This window comes from Nocardiopsis sediminis, assembly GCF_042650565.1.
Lineage (GTDB): Bacteria > Actinomycetota > Actinomycetes > Streptosporangiales > Streptosporangiaceae > Nocardiopsis_B > Nocardiopsis_B sediminis.
Genome location: NZ_JBHSBH010000007.1, coordinates 184,065 through 198,592, shown reverse-complemented (window position 1 = coordinate 198,592; position 14,528 = coordinate 184,065). Strand labels below are relative to the sequence as shown.

Annotated in this window: 17 protein-coding genes and 1 pseudogene; 11 read left to right on the top strand and 7 right to left on the bottom strand. The window is 72.2% G+C overall.

The features are described 5' to 3' along the window. Window positions 1-8: 8 nt before the first annotated feature. From ACFOVU_RS09925 to ACFOVU_RS09905, 5 genes are all read left to right on the top strand, one after another. Window positions 9-869: an SMP-30/gluconolactonase/LRE family protein gene (locus ACFOVU_RS09925; RefSeq protein ID WP_378532094.1), complete on the top strand. Its 861-nt coding sequence runs from the start codon at window positions 9-11 to the stop codon at window positions 867-869. A 102-nt stretch (window positions 870-971) separates the two neighbouring features. Further along, window positions 972-1,361, top strand: coding sequence for a hypothetical protein (locus ACFOVU_RS09920; protein WP_378532092.1), 390 nt, complete (start codon window positions 972-974; stop codon window positions 1,359-1,361). Window positions 1,362-1,465: 104 nt separating this feature from the next. Next, window positions 1,466-2,134 carry an aldo/keto reductase gene (locus tag ACFOVU_RS09915; protein WP_378532090.1) on the top strand — a complete coding sequence of 223 codons (669 nt, stop codon included), beginning with the start codon at window positions 1,466-1,468 and terminating at the stop codon, window positions 2,132-2,134. A gap of 110 nt (window positions 2,135-2,244) precedes the next feature. Further along, complete coding sequence (locus ACFOVU_RS09910) at window positions 2,245-2,808, top strand: TetR/AcrR family transcriptional regulator (RefSeq protein ID WP_378532088.1); 564 nt, start codon at window positions 2,245-2,247, stop codon at window positions 2,806-2,808. A gap of 173 nt (window positions 2,809-2,981) precedes the next feature. Further along, on the top strand, window positions 2,982-3,716 hold the full coding sequence (locus ACFOVU_RS09905; RefSeq protein WP_378532086.1) for an SDR family NAD(P)-dependent oxidoreductase: 735 nt from the start codon (window positions 2,982-2,984) through the stop codon (window positions 3,714-3,716). A 44-nt stretch (window positions 3,717-3,760) separates the two neighbouring features. On the opposite strand, the gene ACFOVU_RS09900 is transcribed toward ACFOVU_RS09905, so the two are convergent. Then, complete coding sequence (locus ACFOVU_RS09900; protein ID WP_378532084.1) at window positions 3,761-4,516, bottom strand: alpha/beta fold hydrolase; 756 nt, start codon at window positions 4,514-4,516, stop codon at window positions 3,761-3,763. A 99-nt stretch (window positions 4,517-4,615) separates the two neighbouring features. Here ACFOVU_RS09900 and ACFOVU_RS09895 point away from each other — a divergent pair, with 99 nt between their 5' ends. Then, window positions 4,616-5,260 (top strand): TetR/AcrR family transcriptional regulator, encoded by a 645-nt coding sequence (locus ACFOVU_RS09895; RefSeq protein WP_378532082.1) that lies wholly within the window; start codon window positions 4,616-4,618, stop codon window positions 5,258-5,260. 92 nt (window positions 5,261-5,352) lie between these two features. Here the strand turns inward: ACFOVU_RS09895 and ACFOVU_RS09890 are convergent, their stop codons facing one another. The 5 genes and pseudogenes from ACFOVU_RS09890 to ACFOVU_RS09870 all read right to left on the bottom strand — a co-directional run bounded on the left by ACFOVU_RS09890 (window position 5,353) and on the right by ACFOVU_RS09870 (window position 8,354). After that, on the bottom strand, window positions 5,353-6,393 hold the full coding sequence (locus ACFOVU_RS09890; RefSeq protein ID WP_378532080.1) for a CU044_5270 family protein: 1,041 nt from the start codon (window positions 6,391-6,393) through the stop codon (window positions 5,353-5,355). Window positions 6,394-6,410: 17 nt separating this feature from the next. Beyond that, window positions 6,411-6,977 (bottom strand): RNA polymerase sigma factor, encoded by a 567-nt coding sequence (locus tag ACFOVU_RS09885; RefSeq protein WP_378532078.1) that lies wholly within the window; start codon window positions 6,975-6,977, stop codon window positions 6,411-6,413. A gap of 93 nt (window positions 6,978-7,070) precedes the next feature. Continuing rightward, window positions 7,071-7,187, bottom strand: a pseudogene (locus tag ACFOVU_RS09880) (mycothiol transferase); the annotation flags it as partial. Between the two features lie 5 nt (window positions 7,188-7,192). Then, entirely contained in the window at window positions 7,193-7,552 is a 360-nt protein-coding gene (locus ACFOVU_RS09875) for an MmcQ/YjbR family DNA-binding protein (protein ID WP_378532077.1), read from the bottom strand. 67 nt (window positions 7,553-7,619) lie between these two features. Further along, the gene (locus ACFOVU_RS09870; protein WP_378532075.1) at window positions 7,620-8,354 is read right to left on the bottom strand and encodes a sulfite exporter TauE/SafE family protein; all 735 of its coding nucleotides are present in this window, start codon (window positions 8,352-8,354) and stop codon (window positions 7,620-7,622) included. 429 nt (window positions 8,355-8,783) lie between these two features. On the opposite strand from ACFOVU_RS09870, the gene ACFOVU_RS09865 reads away from it, so the two are divergent. From ACFOVU_RS09865 to murJ, 5 genes are all read left to right on the top strand, one after another. Further along, window positions 8,784-9,452, top strand: a complete 669-nt coding sequence (locus tag ACFOVU_RS09865; protein WP_378532073.1) for a GNAT family N-acetyltransferase — start codon at window positions 8,784-8,786, stop codon at window positions 9,450-9,452. A gap of 32 nt (window positions 9,453-9,484) precedes the next feature. After that, window positions 9,485-10,429 (top strand): hypothetical protein, encoded by a 945-nt coding sequence (locus tag ACFOVU_RS09860; RefSeq protein ID WP_378532814.1) that lies wholly within the window; start codon window positions 9,485-9,487, stop codon window positions 10,427-10,429. A gap of 83 nt (window positions 10,430-10,512) precedes the next feature. Next, window positions 10,513-10,875 carry a BlaI/MecI/CopY family transcriptional regulator gene (locus ACFOVU_RS09855; protein ID WP_378532071.1) on the top strand — a complete coding sequence of 121 codons (363 nt, stop codon included), beginning with the start codon at window positions 10,513-10,515 and terminating at the stop codon, window positions 10,873-10,875. Then, entirely contained in the window at window positions 10,872-11,744 is an 873-nt protein-coding gene (locus ACFOVU_RS09850) for a M48 family metalloprotease (RefSeq protein WP_378532069.1), read from the top strand. Before ACFOVU_RS09855 ends, ACFOVU_RS09850 begins: the two co-directional genes overlap by 4 nt. A gap of 46 nt (window positions 11,745-11,790) precedes the next feature. Next, complete coding sequence (gene murJ / locus ACFOVU_RS09845; protein WP_378532067.1) at window positions 11,791-13,587, top strand: murein biosynthesis integral membrane protein MurJ; 1,797 nt, start codon at window positions 11,791-11,793, stop codon at window positions 13,585-13,587. 25 nt (window positions 13,588-13,612) lie between these two features. Here murJ and ACFOVU_RS09840 read toward each other — a convergent pair whose 3' ends face one another. Then, a complete protein-coding gene (locus ACFOVU_RS09840) occupies window positions 13,613-14,419 on the bottom strand; it encodes an IclR family transcriptional regulator (RefSeq protein WP_378532065.1) in 807 nt (268 codons plus the stop codon). Window positions 14,420-14,528 lie beyond the last annotated feature (109 nt).

The following is a 14,528-nucleotide window of genomic DNA, read 5'->3' as shown; positions in this document are numbered from 1 at the left end:
TGACGCGCATGCAGTGCGAACCGTGGAGCACGGACCGCTTCGAACTGGGGGAGGGGCTGCGCCGGCACGGCCGGGACCTGCTCATGGTGGACATCCTCACCGGCAGGCTCCTCAGGCTCGACCCCCGCGCCCCGGGGCCGGCGCAGGTGCTCGCCGCCCTCGACGTCCCCCTGGGCGCGGTCGCCCCCGTCCTGGACCGGCCGGGCGAGCGCATCGCGGCCGCGGGCACGGGGGTGGCGCTGCTCGCCGGGGACGGCGGGCCGCGGTGGCTGGGCCGGCCCGAGGACGGTGCGGCCACCCCGATGCGGATGAACGACGGCTGCTGCGATCCGCGGGGGCGGTTCTGGGCGGGGTCCATGGCCTACGACGGCACCTCGGGGGCCGGCTCGCTCTACCGCACCGACCCCGGCGGTACGGTCACCCGAGTCCTGGAGGGCTACACCGTGCCCAACGGTCCCGCGTTCACCGCGGACGGTGCCCGCATGTACCTCGCCGACAGCGCTGAGGGCAGGATCGACGCCTACGAGGTGTCGCCCGGCGGCGCGCCCGGGGCGCGGACCACCTTCGCCCGGGTCGGGGAGGGCAGCCCCGACGGGATGCAGGTCGACGCGGAGGGCCACCTGTGGGTCGCCGTCTGGGGAGCCGGGAGGGTGCACCGCTACGACCCCGACGGGACCCTGGAGCGCGTGGTGCCCGTGCCCGCCGCCCAGCCGACGAGCGTGTGCATCGTCGACGCCCCGGAGCCCCGGCTGTTCGTCACTTCCGCCACGATCGGCCTCGATCCTGCCGGGCCCGGCGACGGCGCCGTCTTCTCCATCCCCGTGGACGTCCCGGCCCCCGCGGCCTACCCCTTCGGCGGCCACCTGTAACGCGAACGGTCACCGGCGCCGGGCCGCGCAGCAGCGGAGTTCCTACCGTCGTTCCGTGAAGACACGTCACCTCCGGTGACCGGTCGTACTAGGGTGCTCTGCGTGAAGCTTGTTGCGCAGGTGAAGCTGATGCCTGCGTCCGGCCATGACGCGGACGCGCTGGCGGCAACCCTGCGTGCCTGCAACCGGGCCGCGACGTGGGTATCTGCGACCGCGCACGCCCGGGGCCTGTTCCGGCGCAACGAGTTGCAGCAGGCCGTGTACCACGACACCAAGGCCACCTTCGCTCTCGCCGCGCAACCGGCGGTGCGCACCATCAAGAAAGTGGTCGACGCCTACACGACGCTGAAAGCGAACATCAAGGCGGGCAACCTCGGCCCCGAGGGCTCGAAGCGCCGCACGAAGGCGCAAGCCACACCGGTCGTGTTAATCGCCCACCGGGGCGGTGCTGTGTGGCAGCGGGGCGCGGTCAACCGCCCCAGTACGGCGTAGCCGTACCGGACGCAGGGGACCACGCGGCAGCCAGTCGCGCTCCACTTGCAATCACGACCTTTCGTGGATCGAGTGAACAAGCTCGGTCCTTCAGGGCCGAGAAGTTGACGACGCCGGTCGAGGAGATCCTGCGCGGGATGGACGACCTGGTCCGGCAGGGCAAGGTCCTGTACGTGGGGATCTCCAACACCCCGGCCTGGCAGGTGTCGCGCATGCAGGCGATCGCCGGCCTGCGCGGCTGGTCGCCGCTGGTCGGGCTCCAGATCGAGTACAACCTGATCGAGCGCACCGGGGAACGCGACCTGATCCCCATGGCACGCGAGATGGGGTTGGGGGTGGTCCCGTACTCCCCGCTGGCGGGCGGGGTGCTCACCGGCAAGTACAGCCGCGACGACCTGGCCCCGGCCGATGCCGCGTCCGGCGACGGCACCCGCAAGAGCTTCAACTTCGCCAGGGGCGGGATCACCGAACGCAACCTCGCCGTCGCCGGCGTTGTGCAGGAGCTCGCCACGGAGCTGGGCCGCACACCCGCCCAGGTCGGGCTGGCCTGGACGCTGCGCAACCCGGGCGTGACGGCACCGATCATCGGCGCCCGCACCCCCGCGCAGCTGGCGGACAACCTGGGCGCGCTGGAGGTCGACTTCACCGCCGCCCAGCTGGCCCGCCTCGACGAGGCCAGTGCGGTCGGAGGGGGGTACCCCCACGACATGCTCGCCGGTGACCTGGGCCGCGCGTTCACCCAGGGCGAGCTGAAGGTCGAGTCCCGCCGCTGATGCCGGATCGAGTGCCGAGGGCGGCCGGCCCGGAGCCCATTGTGGCCCATTCGGTCCAGAACTTGTAGTGTGCGGGTATGCCTCGGCCTCGTGAGTTCGATGAAAAGCGTGTGCTTCTCGCCATCCGCGACGAGTTCTGGGACAAGGGCTACGCGGCGACATCGATGGACGACCTGCTGCGCGTGAGCGGGCTGGGCAAAGGCAGCCTCTATGGGGCGTTCGGGGATAAGCGCAGCCTGTTCCTGCGGGTGCTGCGCGACTACGACGACGCGAACCTGCTGATGCTGCGCGAGCGCCTGGATTCCGCGGCGCGGGGGATCGACGTGGTGCGCGAGTTCGTGGTCGGCCTGACCGGCGATCCGACCGGGGCGGTCGCGCGTCGGGGCTGCCTGCTGGCCAACAGCAACGCCGAGCTCGCCGCCAGCACTCCCGACGTCGCGGCCGAGGCCCGCCGCAGCTACGACGCGATCGCCACCGTCCTCACCTCGGCGCTGGAGCGCGCCCAGAGTGAAGGCGACCTCGATCCCGACATCGACCCTGCTGAGACCGCCCGCGCGGCCCTCATCGCGCAGCTCGGGCTCATCGCTCTCGGGCGTACCGGCATGGACATCGAAGCGCTCACCGTGGCGGCCCGGTCCGCCCTGGCGCGGTTGCTGCCCACTCCGGCGCAGTAGCGGCAACGCACCGGCCGGCCTGCACCGCCACCCGTCTGCAACCGGTTCCCACCCGTGCCCGCGCAGCCCGTCCACGGGGCCGCGCCGGGAAGCCCCGATGGCGCAATATTGACTACTTGGTCCATAACCGCCAAGATTATGGACGCCACAGTCCATAATTTGAAGGGGGCGGCATGGCCGTCTTGGCAGACAAGGTCGCCGTGGTCACCGGGGCCGGAACCGGCATCGGGTTCGCGACCGCGCGCGCATTCCGCGACGAGGGCGCCACGGTGTTCATCACCGGTCGCCGCAAAGACACGCTCGACGCCGCGGTCGCCGAGCTCGGACCCGGCGTGACCGGCGTGGTCTGCGATGCCTCGGTGCCCGCAGAGCTCGATGCGTTCTACAGCACCGTGCGCGACCGGGCCGGACGCATCGACGTGCTGGTCGCCAACGCCGGCGTCGGCACCGCGGCGCCGTTCGGCGAGGTGACCGAAGACCTGATCGACTCGGTGTTCGCCACCAACGTCAAGGGAGCGATCTTCACGCTCCAGCAGGCGCTGCCGCTGCTCAGCAGGAACGCGTCGGTGATCCTGACGGGTTCGACCGCTGCGACACGGCCCAACCTGGGACTCGAGGTCTACGCGGCGTCGAAGGCCGCGGTCCGCTCGCTCGCCCGTGGCTGGGCCCTCAGCGCGCGCACCCACGGCTTCCGGGTCAACGTCGTATCCCCGGGCGGTACACGCACCCCTGGCCTGCTCGAGCTGGTCCCACCCGAGATGCTCGAGCAGGCCGCAGGCGCTGTCCCCCTCGGCCGGCTCGCCGAGCCCGAGGAGATCGCCGCCGTGACGACGTTCCTCGCCTCGGACGCGTCGAGCTACGTCAACGGCGCCGAGTTCTTCGCCGACGGCGGATACGCGCAGGCTTGAGCGCTTTCGTAAGCGCCGGTTCAGCGCAACCGCATACGCGCATCCTAGGCCGCCGTGTCGTGCGCGGCCCAGAACGAGGTGAGCGCCCGGGCGCTGCGGACCGGGTCCTGGACCATCCACCAATGCCCCAGCCCGTCGAGCTCGGCGACCTGGGCTCCCGCCCGGGTCGCCGACCGGCGGCGCATCTCCCGGGAACCGGCCACGTGGTCGTCGGTGGCGATGACGGCGAGGCCGGGGCGTGCCGCGGCGGCGGGGAGGTTGCGGCCCAAGTCGGCCATGACCGGCTGGACGGCGGAGCGGTAGTAGGCCAGGATCGCCCGGCCCATCTGCGGTCCCTGGGCGGCGGCCAGCTGCGCGGCGACGGGGCGGGTGATGCCTCTGGCGACCATGCGCTCGGTCCGTTCGGCGAGTGTGCCGCCCAGTCGTTCCGCGACCGATTTCTCCCCGATCTCCGGTGTCTGCCATCCCTGGGCGAGGTCGTGCCAGACATAGTCCGGGTCGTAGGCGCTCACGGCGTCGCTGACCCACGTCCGCAGCAGGTCGGGCCGGGCCATGGCCACGGAGACGGCGAAGATGCCGCCCAGGTCGTGGCCGACGAGGTCGACCGGCTGGCCCAGCGCCTCCAGTGCGCCGATCAGCCAGTCCCGGTAGGCGGGGACGGTGCAGTCGAAGCCGTCCGGGATCGGCGCGCCGAAGCCGGGCGGGGACAGGCGCAGGACGTCGGCCCTGTCCAGTTCGGCGCACAGCGGGTCCCATACGGCGGCGGTCTCGGGGTTGCCGTTGACGAAGACGGTGGTCATCGGGGGCTCCTGAAGCTCGGGAACTGGGGGCCGCCCAACCATCACATATTTGTTGGTCGACAAGCAAATTAGTTTGGCGCATGCGATACGCTCGCGATCATGCCCCCCGAACAGCACCGCACCCCGGTCCGCAGCGAGCGCCGCACGCAGGAGCAGCGGCGCACCGCGACCAGGGCCGCGCTGCTGGCGGCGGCCGCGGAGCTGGTGGTGGAGGCCGGCGTGCGCGCCGTGACCCTGGCCCGGGTCGGGGAGCGGGCCGGATACAGCCGGGGGATCGCCACCCACCACTTCGGATCGAAACAGGCCCTGCTCGACGCGCTGGCGAAGTCGAGCCAGAGCGGGTTCGTCGCCGGCGTCGGCGACCTGCCGCCCGGGCTCGACCGCCTGGTGTTCCTGATCGAGGGCTACATCAGAGAACTCGGCCGCGACGGAGTCGCCGGCCGCGCCTTCCTGCTGCTCTGGGCCGAGGCGGCCACCGCCACCGAGCTCTCGGCGGGTTTCCGGGAACGCGATGCGGCATTCCGGGCGGATCTGCGCGAGGACGTCGCCGCAGGTATCGCCAACGGCGAGATACCCGGCGACACCGACCCGCAGAGCGTGGCGGTCGCGGTTCTGGGACAGTTGCGGGGCATCGGCATGCAGCGCCTGCTCGACCCGGACGCCGTCGACACCCAGCATCTCAGCAGCGCTGTTGCCGGGCAATGGCGCCGGGCACTGTCGGCAGGGACCAGCAGAACCGGGTAGGGACCCCGCCCGGCCTGCCTGCGCCGCCCGTGGGGTGGCACACGACGGCGCCCGCCCGCCGGCTCCCTGCCGGCGGGCGGACACCGATCGGCTCACGGCGTCTCGCGGACCTCCGAGACCCACGTCGACGTGTGGAACATCGTGTACTGACCCACGGCAGGGAGGTCGTACTCGGCTTCGGGGTCCTCCAGCAGCACGGTCTCGTGGTAGAGGGGCATCCCCGTCTCGGCATCGAACATCATGCGGAGCTCGTCTTCGGTCCCGGCGCCACTCGGTTCGTCGGTACGCACGACGAAGAGCAGTCCCGGTCGGCCGGAGCGGTCCTCCGCCTCGCCGGCGAACCCGACGTCGTCTCGCTCGGCCAGCATGCGCAGCACCGCACCCTGGACGGCCGGTTCGACCGGCTGGTCCTCGTAGAGCTGGGTGATCGCGAACCACAGGGCAGCGGTGGTCACCTCGTCCGACCAGTTCGCGTCCGCTTCCTCGATCAGCTGGTGGGCCAGGGTGTCGGGATCGGTGGACAGGGTCCCGGGCTCCCAAGAGAAGTTGAGGACGTCACCCCCCTCAATCTCGGACACGCCGTCCTCGAACAAGCTGAGCAACGGTTGCTCGTCGCCTTCGAGGTGGTCGGGGACGTCGGGCCGGCTGATCTCCAGGCCGCCGTTGCCGGACGGGACGCTCCACGTCTGGACATCCTCGGGGACGATGCCCCATCCCTGCTTACCGGTGTCCAGGTCCTGCGACAGCGTCAGATGCCAGGTCGACTTGTGCTGGTAGGCGACGTCGCCCGCGGGTTCCTCGACGGGCTGTTCCTCGGCACGCTCTGCGAGTTCGAGCAGCTCCGGTCCTGCCTCGCTCACTTCCCCCACCTCCACGGCCAGCGGCGCCGGGGGCGGGCCGGCGTAGGCCGTCTCCTCGCGGCCGCCGACCAGCCCGCCGACGACCGCCACGGCGATCACACCGGCGGCCCCGCTCAGCGCCAGCGCCCGCCACGCCCTCCGGCGGGGGGCCGGCCGCGGCACGCGTACGGTCTCCGCCCGGGAGAGCGCGTCGATCCTCGCCTGGTTCAGCGCTTCGGTGCCCGTCCGCACCCCGCTCGCGGGGTCGTGGGCGGCCATCAGGTCACGCACCATACGCTCATCGGTGTTCATCACAGTCCCCCAACCGGAATGATCTCGCCCCTGTCCGGCCCGGCCGCCGCCGAGGCCTGGTCCATCAGCCGGGTGATGCGCCTGCGCACCCGGTGCAGCCGCACCCGGGCCGTGGTCGCGGTGCAGCCGAGCACCCGCGCCGCCGCGCGGACGTCCAGCCCCTCCCACGCCACGAGCATCACGAGCTCGCGTTCGTCGGGTTTGAGCCGGCCCAGCGCCGCCAGCGCGTTCTCACGTTCGGCGACCCGCCAGTACGCGTCGTCCGCGGGCAACGCGCTCTCCCATTCGCCGCCGAACGGGCTCAGTACTTCGCCGCGCCGCCGCTCCTCGCGTCCGCGCGCCAGGATGATGTTGCGCGCGACGGCGTACAGCCAGGGCAGCGGATTGTCCGCGGGAACCTTCGCGCGGCGTCTCCACGCGACGGCGAAGGTGTCCGCGGCGACGTCATCGGCCCGGTCCGGTCCGACCCGCCGCCATGCGTAGCGGCGGACGTCGTTGTAGTGGCGTTCGAAGAACCGAGTGAACTCTCCTCGGGCATCCGCATCGGAGTCCTCATCCCTTGTCATCGGGTCCCTTCCGTTCGACTTACCTCCTTATGTCGCGGGGACCGCGATTGTTACGGGCGGAATGGGACTGATTCCGGAAGGGGGCGGACCGGGTCACATCCCGATGGAGCCGTCGATGCGCTCACGCAGCAGGTCGGCGTGGCCGTTGTGCCGGGCGTACTCGGCGATCATGTCCACCAGGATCCGCCGCAGCGAGATCGGCTCGCCGGTCATGGTCACGCCTCCATGAGGGACGCCGGGGTGGGGAGGTCGGCGAGGAGGTGTTCGGCGGCCGACAGGCGCCAGGCCTCCAGGACGAGTTCGCTGAGTTCGTCGAGGTCGATTCCGTCCAGGTGCACCACGACCCAGCCGAAGCCGCCCGCGGTGAACTGGACCTCGAACACCTCCGGCCGCTCGGCCACGAGGGCGAGCTGCTCGGACAGGGTCTGCTTCAGGCCCACGGTCGCGGTGCGCGGCCACAGGTAGCCGAACTTCTTGCCGTGCACGCTGAACGCCGTGTACCGGTCCGACTCCTCGTGCCCGGCATCCGGCAGCGCGTCCACCAGTCGCAGGAATCGCGTGATCTCAACAGCCATGCAGTGAGATAACCACATATCGGCCTACCGGTGGGGCGGGGGGCCGTTGCGCGGATGCCGCGGCGGGTCACGCGTTCCAGATGAAGACGATCCCGGCCACGACCAGGCCGGCTTCGACGATGGCCACGAAGGTCCGGTCGCCGATGCAGCCGACGATCTTCTTGCCCGCCCAGACTCCCGTCAGGATGGCCGGGGTCAGGGCCGCCCCGAACAGCAGCACGCGGGGGGTGAGGATGTCGCCGGCGTCGTAGACGGCGATCTTGGTCAGGTTCAGGGTGAGGCCCGCCGCCGCCTCGGTGCCGATGTAGGCGCCCCGGGTCAGCCCGTAGGCGAGGAGGAACGGGGCGGTCAGCGGGCCGATGGACTCCAGCAGCGTCGAGCCCAGGCCCGCGACGGCGCCGACCCCGGCGAAGACCGGGAGGCGGGGCGCCCGGGGGTGGGGGCGGATGTGGCGCCGGACGACCACGCAGATCAGGAATGCGCCGAGGAGGCGCTGGAGCGTGGCCAGAGGTGCGTGGGCGAACAGCACGCCGCCGAGGGCCGCGCCGGGGATTCCCCCGAGTGCGAACCATGCGATCAGCGGCCACTCCAGGCGGGAGCGGTTGAGCCAGATGCGTCCCGCGCCGGTGCCGAGCTGCGTGAGCGTCAGAACGGGGATGGCGGTGCGTACCCCGAACAGCGCGGCGAAGACCGGTAACAGCAGGATCCCGCCCCCGAACCCCGCCACCGCCGAGAGCGGGGCCAGAGCCACAGCAGCCGTCGAGGCGCACAGGATGGTGAGCAGCGGATCGGAGATCAGCATCTCACCAGTCTGGCGTTATCGCAGGTCGCAGAGGTCGGGTCGATGTCGGTGGGCTCCGGGACGCGGTGCCGCCTCATTCGCGGAGTGCGGCTCAGGAGAGGGCCGACGCGCGACGCGACCGCCCGGATCCCCTGCGGCTGAGGGCGTCTCGGCGTCGCGACCCTGCCCCAGGACACCGCCGCCGCCCTCACGCGTGGGGAGGCGGGGAGGGGTGCGTTGCCCGTTTCTCGTGAGGAGCGAGGGGAGGGTGAGGAGGATGGGAACCGGCCGTGCGCGGGCCGAACGCCGCGTGGCCGGCCACTGCCTACTACAGAATTAGTAGGTAGCCTGAAGGTGTGCGGGCGCCTGGCGTGGCCGAATGCCGCCGTTCGATGGAGGGGTGAAGGAACAAGGTCAGAGCTACTATTACACATGTAGTAGTTTGTCGCCATGACTTCCGCCTCCGCAATGGAGACGCCCCGGGTGTCTCTGCGCGTCATGGAACTCTCCGACGTCCCCACCGCCGTCCACCTCCACCGCGCCAACCTGCCGTCAGGGTTCTTCGTGGAGCTCGGCGAGCGGTTCCTCAGCCGCTACTACCGGACCTTCCTCACCAGCCCCGCCGCGGTCGCGCTGGTCGCCGTCGTCGAGGGGCGCGCGGCGGGCTTCCTCGTCGGCAGTACCGACGAGCGCGTCCACCGCCGCCATGTGCTCCAGCTCGAACGCTGGCAGCTCGCGCGGGCCGGCGCCGGAGCACTCATCGTCCGGCCCGAACTGACCGCCCGCTTCATGCGCACCCGCGCCCAGCGCTACCTGCGGGGCATACGCCGGGCGAGCGATCCGCCCGCGGCGCACGACACGCCCCAGGGGCGGACCGGCATGCTCAGCCACATCGCCGTCGACGCACCCCACCGGCGGACCGGGGTGGGGGTCGCCCTGGTGAACGGCTTCGCCGAGATCGCCCGTGTGCACGGAGTCGACCTCCTGCGCCTCTACACCGCCCACGACAACGAGCCGGCCCAGCGCTTCTACGAGCGCCTGGGCTGGCAACGACAGGAGCAGCAGCCCGACATGGACGGCAAGGCGTGGACGCCGTTCATCCTGGAGCTGACGAAGTGAGTCCACGACGCCTCGTTCCCCTCTTGGTGGTGATGATGTTGGCCGGCGCCTGCGGAGCCGATCGCGACCCCTCCCCGTCCGACCCGGGCGCGTCACCCCCGGCGGCGCTCCCCGAGGTCGCCCCCTACCGCGTGGCCGAAGGCGAGCCCGCCCCCGACGTGAAACAGGCCGCCACCGCCTACCTGGAGACCCTGCTCACCTACGGGGACGGCGAAGGGACCGCGGAGGCCGCCGCCGAGCGGATCGCCGCCGCCGGGCTCCCGGCCGAACCCGCGCAACAGGCGGCCGACCTGCTGGAGGAGTCCGCCTCCGGCGCCGCCGAGGTGGTCTACCCGCAGCTGGGAGGCCTCACCGACACCCAGGCGTCGATCATGGCCGTCACCACCCTCCACCGGCTCGGCGACGGGGAGCTCACCTCGACCACGCGCACCATCGACGTCCGGCTGACCAGGACGGGGGAGGAGTGGGCGGTCAGCGAGATCGCCTCCACCGGTGCCCCCGGCACCGCGCCGTCACCCTCGACCTCGCCCTCGCCACTGGCGTCGTCCGGCTCCACCGTGGGCGCCCAGGTCGTGGACGCGCCCGCCATCCACCTCCCCGACACCGCGCGCTGGGACATCGAGGGCGGCGGGCTCGACGACCGCATGCTGCAAATCCTGCTCGACCTGTCGGCCGACCACGAACTGTCGGTGGCGGTCCTGTCCACCGGCCACCCGCACAACGTCTTCGACAGCGCCTCGGTCAGCAACCACACCAACGGCCGCGCCGTGGACATCTGGGCCATCGACGGCACACCGGTCGCCGAGTACGCCCGAGACGGCTCCGGCGGCGACAACCCCGCGCGCCGCCTCATGGAGCAGGCCCTCGCCTTGGGCAGCGACGAAGTGGGCGGCCCGTGGTCCTTCTCCACCCCCGACGGTGCCACCTTCACCAACACCGTGCACCAGGACCACCTGCACGTAGGCTTCAAGCGGTGACCGGGAGGGCGTCGGAGTGCCACCGCCGGGCTCGGCACCGTCCCCACGACGCACGACGCAGGAAGAACGCGAGGACGCGATCGATGTCACGGAGAAGACTCGGACAGCTCGAGGCGGAGGTCCTCGCGGTGCTGGCGGAGGCCGACGACTACGTCTCCACGTCCGAACTGTGCACCAGGCTCGCCGGCGACCCCGCCTACACCACCATCAACACCATCCTGTTCCGGCTCCACGACAAGAACATGGTCGAGCGCGTCCAGCGCGGCCGCGCGTTCGTCTACCGGCTGGTGGTCGACGAGTCCGAGGTCGCGGCCGAGCGCATGTTCAGCCACCTGCGGGTCGCCAGCAACCCTTCCAGCGTCCTCAACCAGTTCGTCAGCGGCCTCAACCCCGAGGAGGCCGACGCGCTGCGCGCCGTCCTGGACAGACATCGGGAGTCGCCATGACCTGGCCCATGTTCGTCCCCGCGCTCACGCTCACCCTGCTCAGCGTCATCGCGGCCCGCCGCCCCCTGCCCCTGCACCCGGCGTGGTCGGCCCGCCTGCTGCTGACCCTGACGGCCACCACCGCACTGACGGTGCTCAGCACGCTGACCATGGTGGCCGCCGTGTTCGTCGCCGGGTTCCTGCCCGCCGATATGGTCGCGGCCACGGCGAAGGGCCGGCTGCTGCTCGGCCACGGCCCCGTCAGCCCGCTGCTGGGCGTGCCGGCGCTGCTCCTGCTGGGCAGCGGCGCCGTCGGCATCGTCCTGCTGGTGGCCCGGCGACGGCGGGAGCGCCGCGAACTCCAGGGCGTCGGCGTCGCGCCCGACGACCGCCCCTTCGCCGTGGCGGTTCCCGGTGCCCGTGGCGGCGTCGTGGTCTCCCGCGGGCTCCTGCGGCTGCTCACCCGCGAGCAGATGAGCGTCGTCTTCCGGCACGAGCACGCCCACCTGCGGCACCGCCACCACCTCTACACCGCCGCGGGTGCGGTCGCGGCCCGCCTCTTCCCGCCGCTCGCGCCGTTGGAGGCGGAGCTGCGCCTGGCCGTGGAGCGCTGGGCCGACGAGGCCGCCGCCGAAGCCGTCGGCGACCGCGCGCTGGTCGCGCACACCATCGCCGCCGTCGCGCTCGCCAACCCCGTCCCGCGGCCGACCTGGCACCCCGCACTGGCGCACTTCCACGTCGTCCAGCGCGTGCGGGCCCTGCTCGGCGACGCGCCCTCCACCAACCCCATCGCCGGGCCGGCCCTGCTCAGCGGCACCGGGGTGGCGACCAGCGGGGTGGCGTCCTCGGCCCTGCAACTCCACCACGCGGCGGCACTGCTCCTGCTCTGATCCGCCCCACCCTCCGCCGACGGCGTCCGTCATCGGCGCCCCCGGCATGCCACGAAACCGGCCGCCGCATCCGGCGGCGGCCCGAACAAGCCCGCACCCCGGACCAAGGAGTCCCCCCGTGACCGCGCAGAACCTCCGGCCCACCACCGACGGCCCGCCCGAACCCGATGCACCACCGGCGGACGGTCCCAGCGGGGCCGACCGGCCGGGAACGGGCCGGACGAGCGCGGCGCGGTCCAGCCTGACCATGGCGGTGGGCACGATGGCGTCGCGCGTCACCGGCTTCGTGCGCACGGTCGTGCTCGCCGCGGCGATCGGCACCCAGCTGCTGGGCGACGCCTACACCGCCGCCAACACCATCCCCTTCATCGTCTACGACCTGCTGATCGGCGGGCTCATGGCGAGCGTCATCGTGCCGTTCCTGGTCCGCCGCCGCAGGAGTGACCCCGACGGGGGCGCGGCCACCGAGCAGCGGCTGTTCACCCTGGCCTGCGCACTCCTGGTGGCGCTGACCGTCGCCGGGGTGCTCGCCGCCGAGGCGCTCATCTCGATGTACGCGGGCGCGTTCACCGGGGCCCAGCGCGAGGTCGCGGTCCTGCTCGCCCGCTACCTGCTCGTCCAGATCTTCTTCGTCGGCATCAGCGGGCTCTCCAGCGCCATGCTCAACACCCGCGGCCGGTTCGGCCCGCCCGTATGGGCGCCGGTCCTCAACAACCTCGCCATCATCGGCGTGGGTGCGGCGTTCCTGCTGACCGACGGCCCCGGCGCCACCCCTGAGACCATATCGCCGGCGCAGGTCGCCCTGCTCGGCGCCGGAACCGTGTGCGGCGTCGCCCTCCAGGCCGCGGTGCTCCAGTGGTCGCTGCGCTCCACCGGGTTCCGCTGGCGCCCGCGCCTGGACCTGCGCGGCAGCGGCCTCGGGGAGGCCGCGCGCGCCGCCGGATGGACGTTCGTGCTGGTGTGCACCATGCAGGCCGGCTTCCTCGTCACCGCCAACCTCGCCACCCGCGCCGGCGTGCGGGCCGCGGCCGAGGAGGTCCCCGTCGGCGCGGGGCTGACCGCCTACAACTACGCCTACCAGCTCTTCCAGCTGCCCTACGCGATCATCGCGGTCTCCATCATCACCGTGCTGCTGCCGCGGATGAGCGAGCACGCGGCCGACGGCGACTGGCCGCGGCTGCGCGACGCCTTCTCCCGGGGGCTGCGCACGGCCACCGCGCTCCTGCTCCCGGCGGGCGCGGCGATGGCGGTCTTCGCCCCCCAGATCTGCGTGCTCCTGTTCGCCCGCGGCGCCACCTCGACCGCCGACGCCGCGGCGATCGGCCAGGTGCTCGCCGTCTTCGCCGCCGGGCTGATCCCGTTCACCGGCTACCAGCTGCTGCTGCGGGCGTTCTACGCCTGCGGCGACACCCGGACACCCGCCCTGCTGGCGATCGGCAACATGGCCGCCCACACCGCCATGGCCCTGCTGGCCTACGCGGTGCTGCCGCCCGGCCGCGCGGTGGCGGGGATCGCGGGCGGCTTCATGCTCTCCTACCTGGTGGGACTGGTCATCGGCGCCCAGGTCCTGCGCCGCCGCCTCGGCGGCCTGCACCTGCGCAGCACGGCCGTGTCACTGCTGCGCCTGCACCTGGCCGCCGCCCCGGCGGCGGCCGCCGGCTGGATCACCGGCCGCGCCCTCGGCGGAGTCCTCGGCACCGGCCCGGCCGGGCTGGCGCTCACCTGCCTCACCGGAGCGGCCGCGATCGCGGGGGTCTACGCACTAGCCTGCCTCCTCCTGCGCGCCCCCGAGGTCAGAGACGCGGCAGCCCGCCTCCGTCGGCCGCTGCGCCGCCGTGGTTGAGAGCGGGCTGGACCGGAACCGCGTTTCACGGCGGGTTCGGGCCGGGGGTCAGGTGGTGGGCGATGGTGTCGGCCGTCTGTCTCAGGTGCTCGACGATGTGGGGGAGGGGGCCGGACTTCAGGCGCTCGTTGGGGCCGTTGGCGGAGAGGACGCCGATCAGGTGGCCCTTCTCGTCGCGTACGCCCACGGCCACGGCGAAGAGGCCTTCCTCGACCTCGTTGTCCATGGTGGCGTAGCCCCGTTGCCTGATGTCGCGGAGGACGCGGAGGAGCTCGGCGCGGTCGCTGATGGTCGACGGGGTCAGGGCCGGCAGCTCTTCCGGGAACAGTGCTTCGATGCGCCCGGCGGGCAGTTCCGCGAGCAGCAGCTTGCCCGTGGCGCTGGTGTGGAGGGGGTGCTGCTCGCCGATCCAGCGGTGTGACACGGTGAGCATGCGCGATCCGGAGGCTTCGGCGATGAGGTCGTATTCGGTTTCGCCGTTGACCATTGCGTAGCCGATGGTCTCGTTGAGCCGTTCGGCCAGCGCGTCCAGCGTGTCCTGGATGCGGATGACGATGCTGCGGTGCGGGTCGGCCAGCCGGCCCAGGCGCGCGATCTCCCAGCCCAGCGTGTACTTGCCGTCGTTGCGCGCGACGAATCCGGTCTGTTCCAGGCTGAGCAGCAGGCGGAAGGCCGTGGGGCGGGTCATCCCGACGCGCTGGGCGAGTTCGGTGACGGTGATCCCGTCGCGGTGCCGCCCGAGCTCGCTGAGGAGAACCGTTGCCTTGATGACGGATTTGTTGGTGAGGTCGGGCGGATCGAGGACCTCGTCGGCACTGCTGTCATCAGGCACGGTGTGTCACGGCCCCTTCTTCTCTGCGGGTCCCGGCTCACTGGGGAGGTGGCCACACAACCGTAACCCTCGGGGAACCCGCCGGGAGCGGTGGCGGCTCTTGACCGCT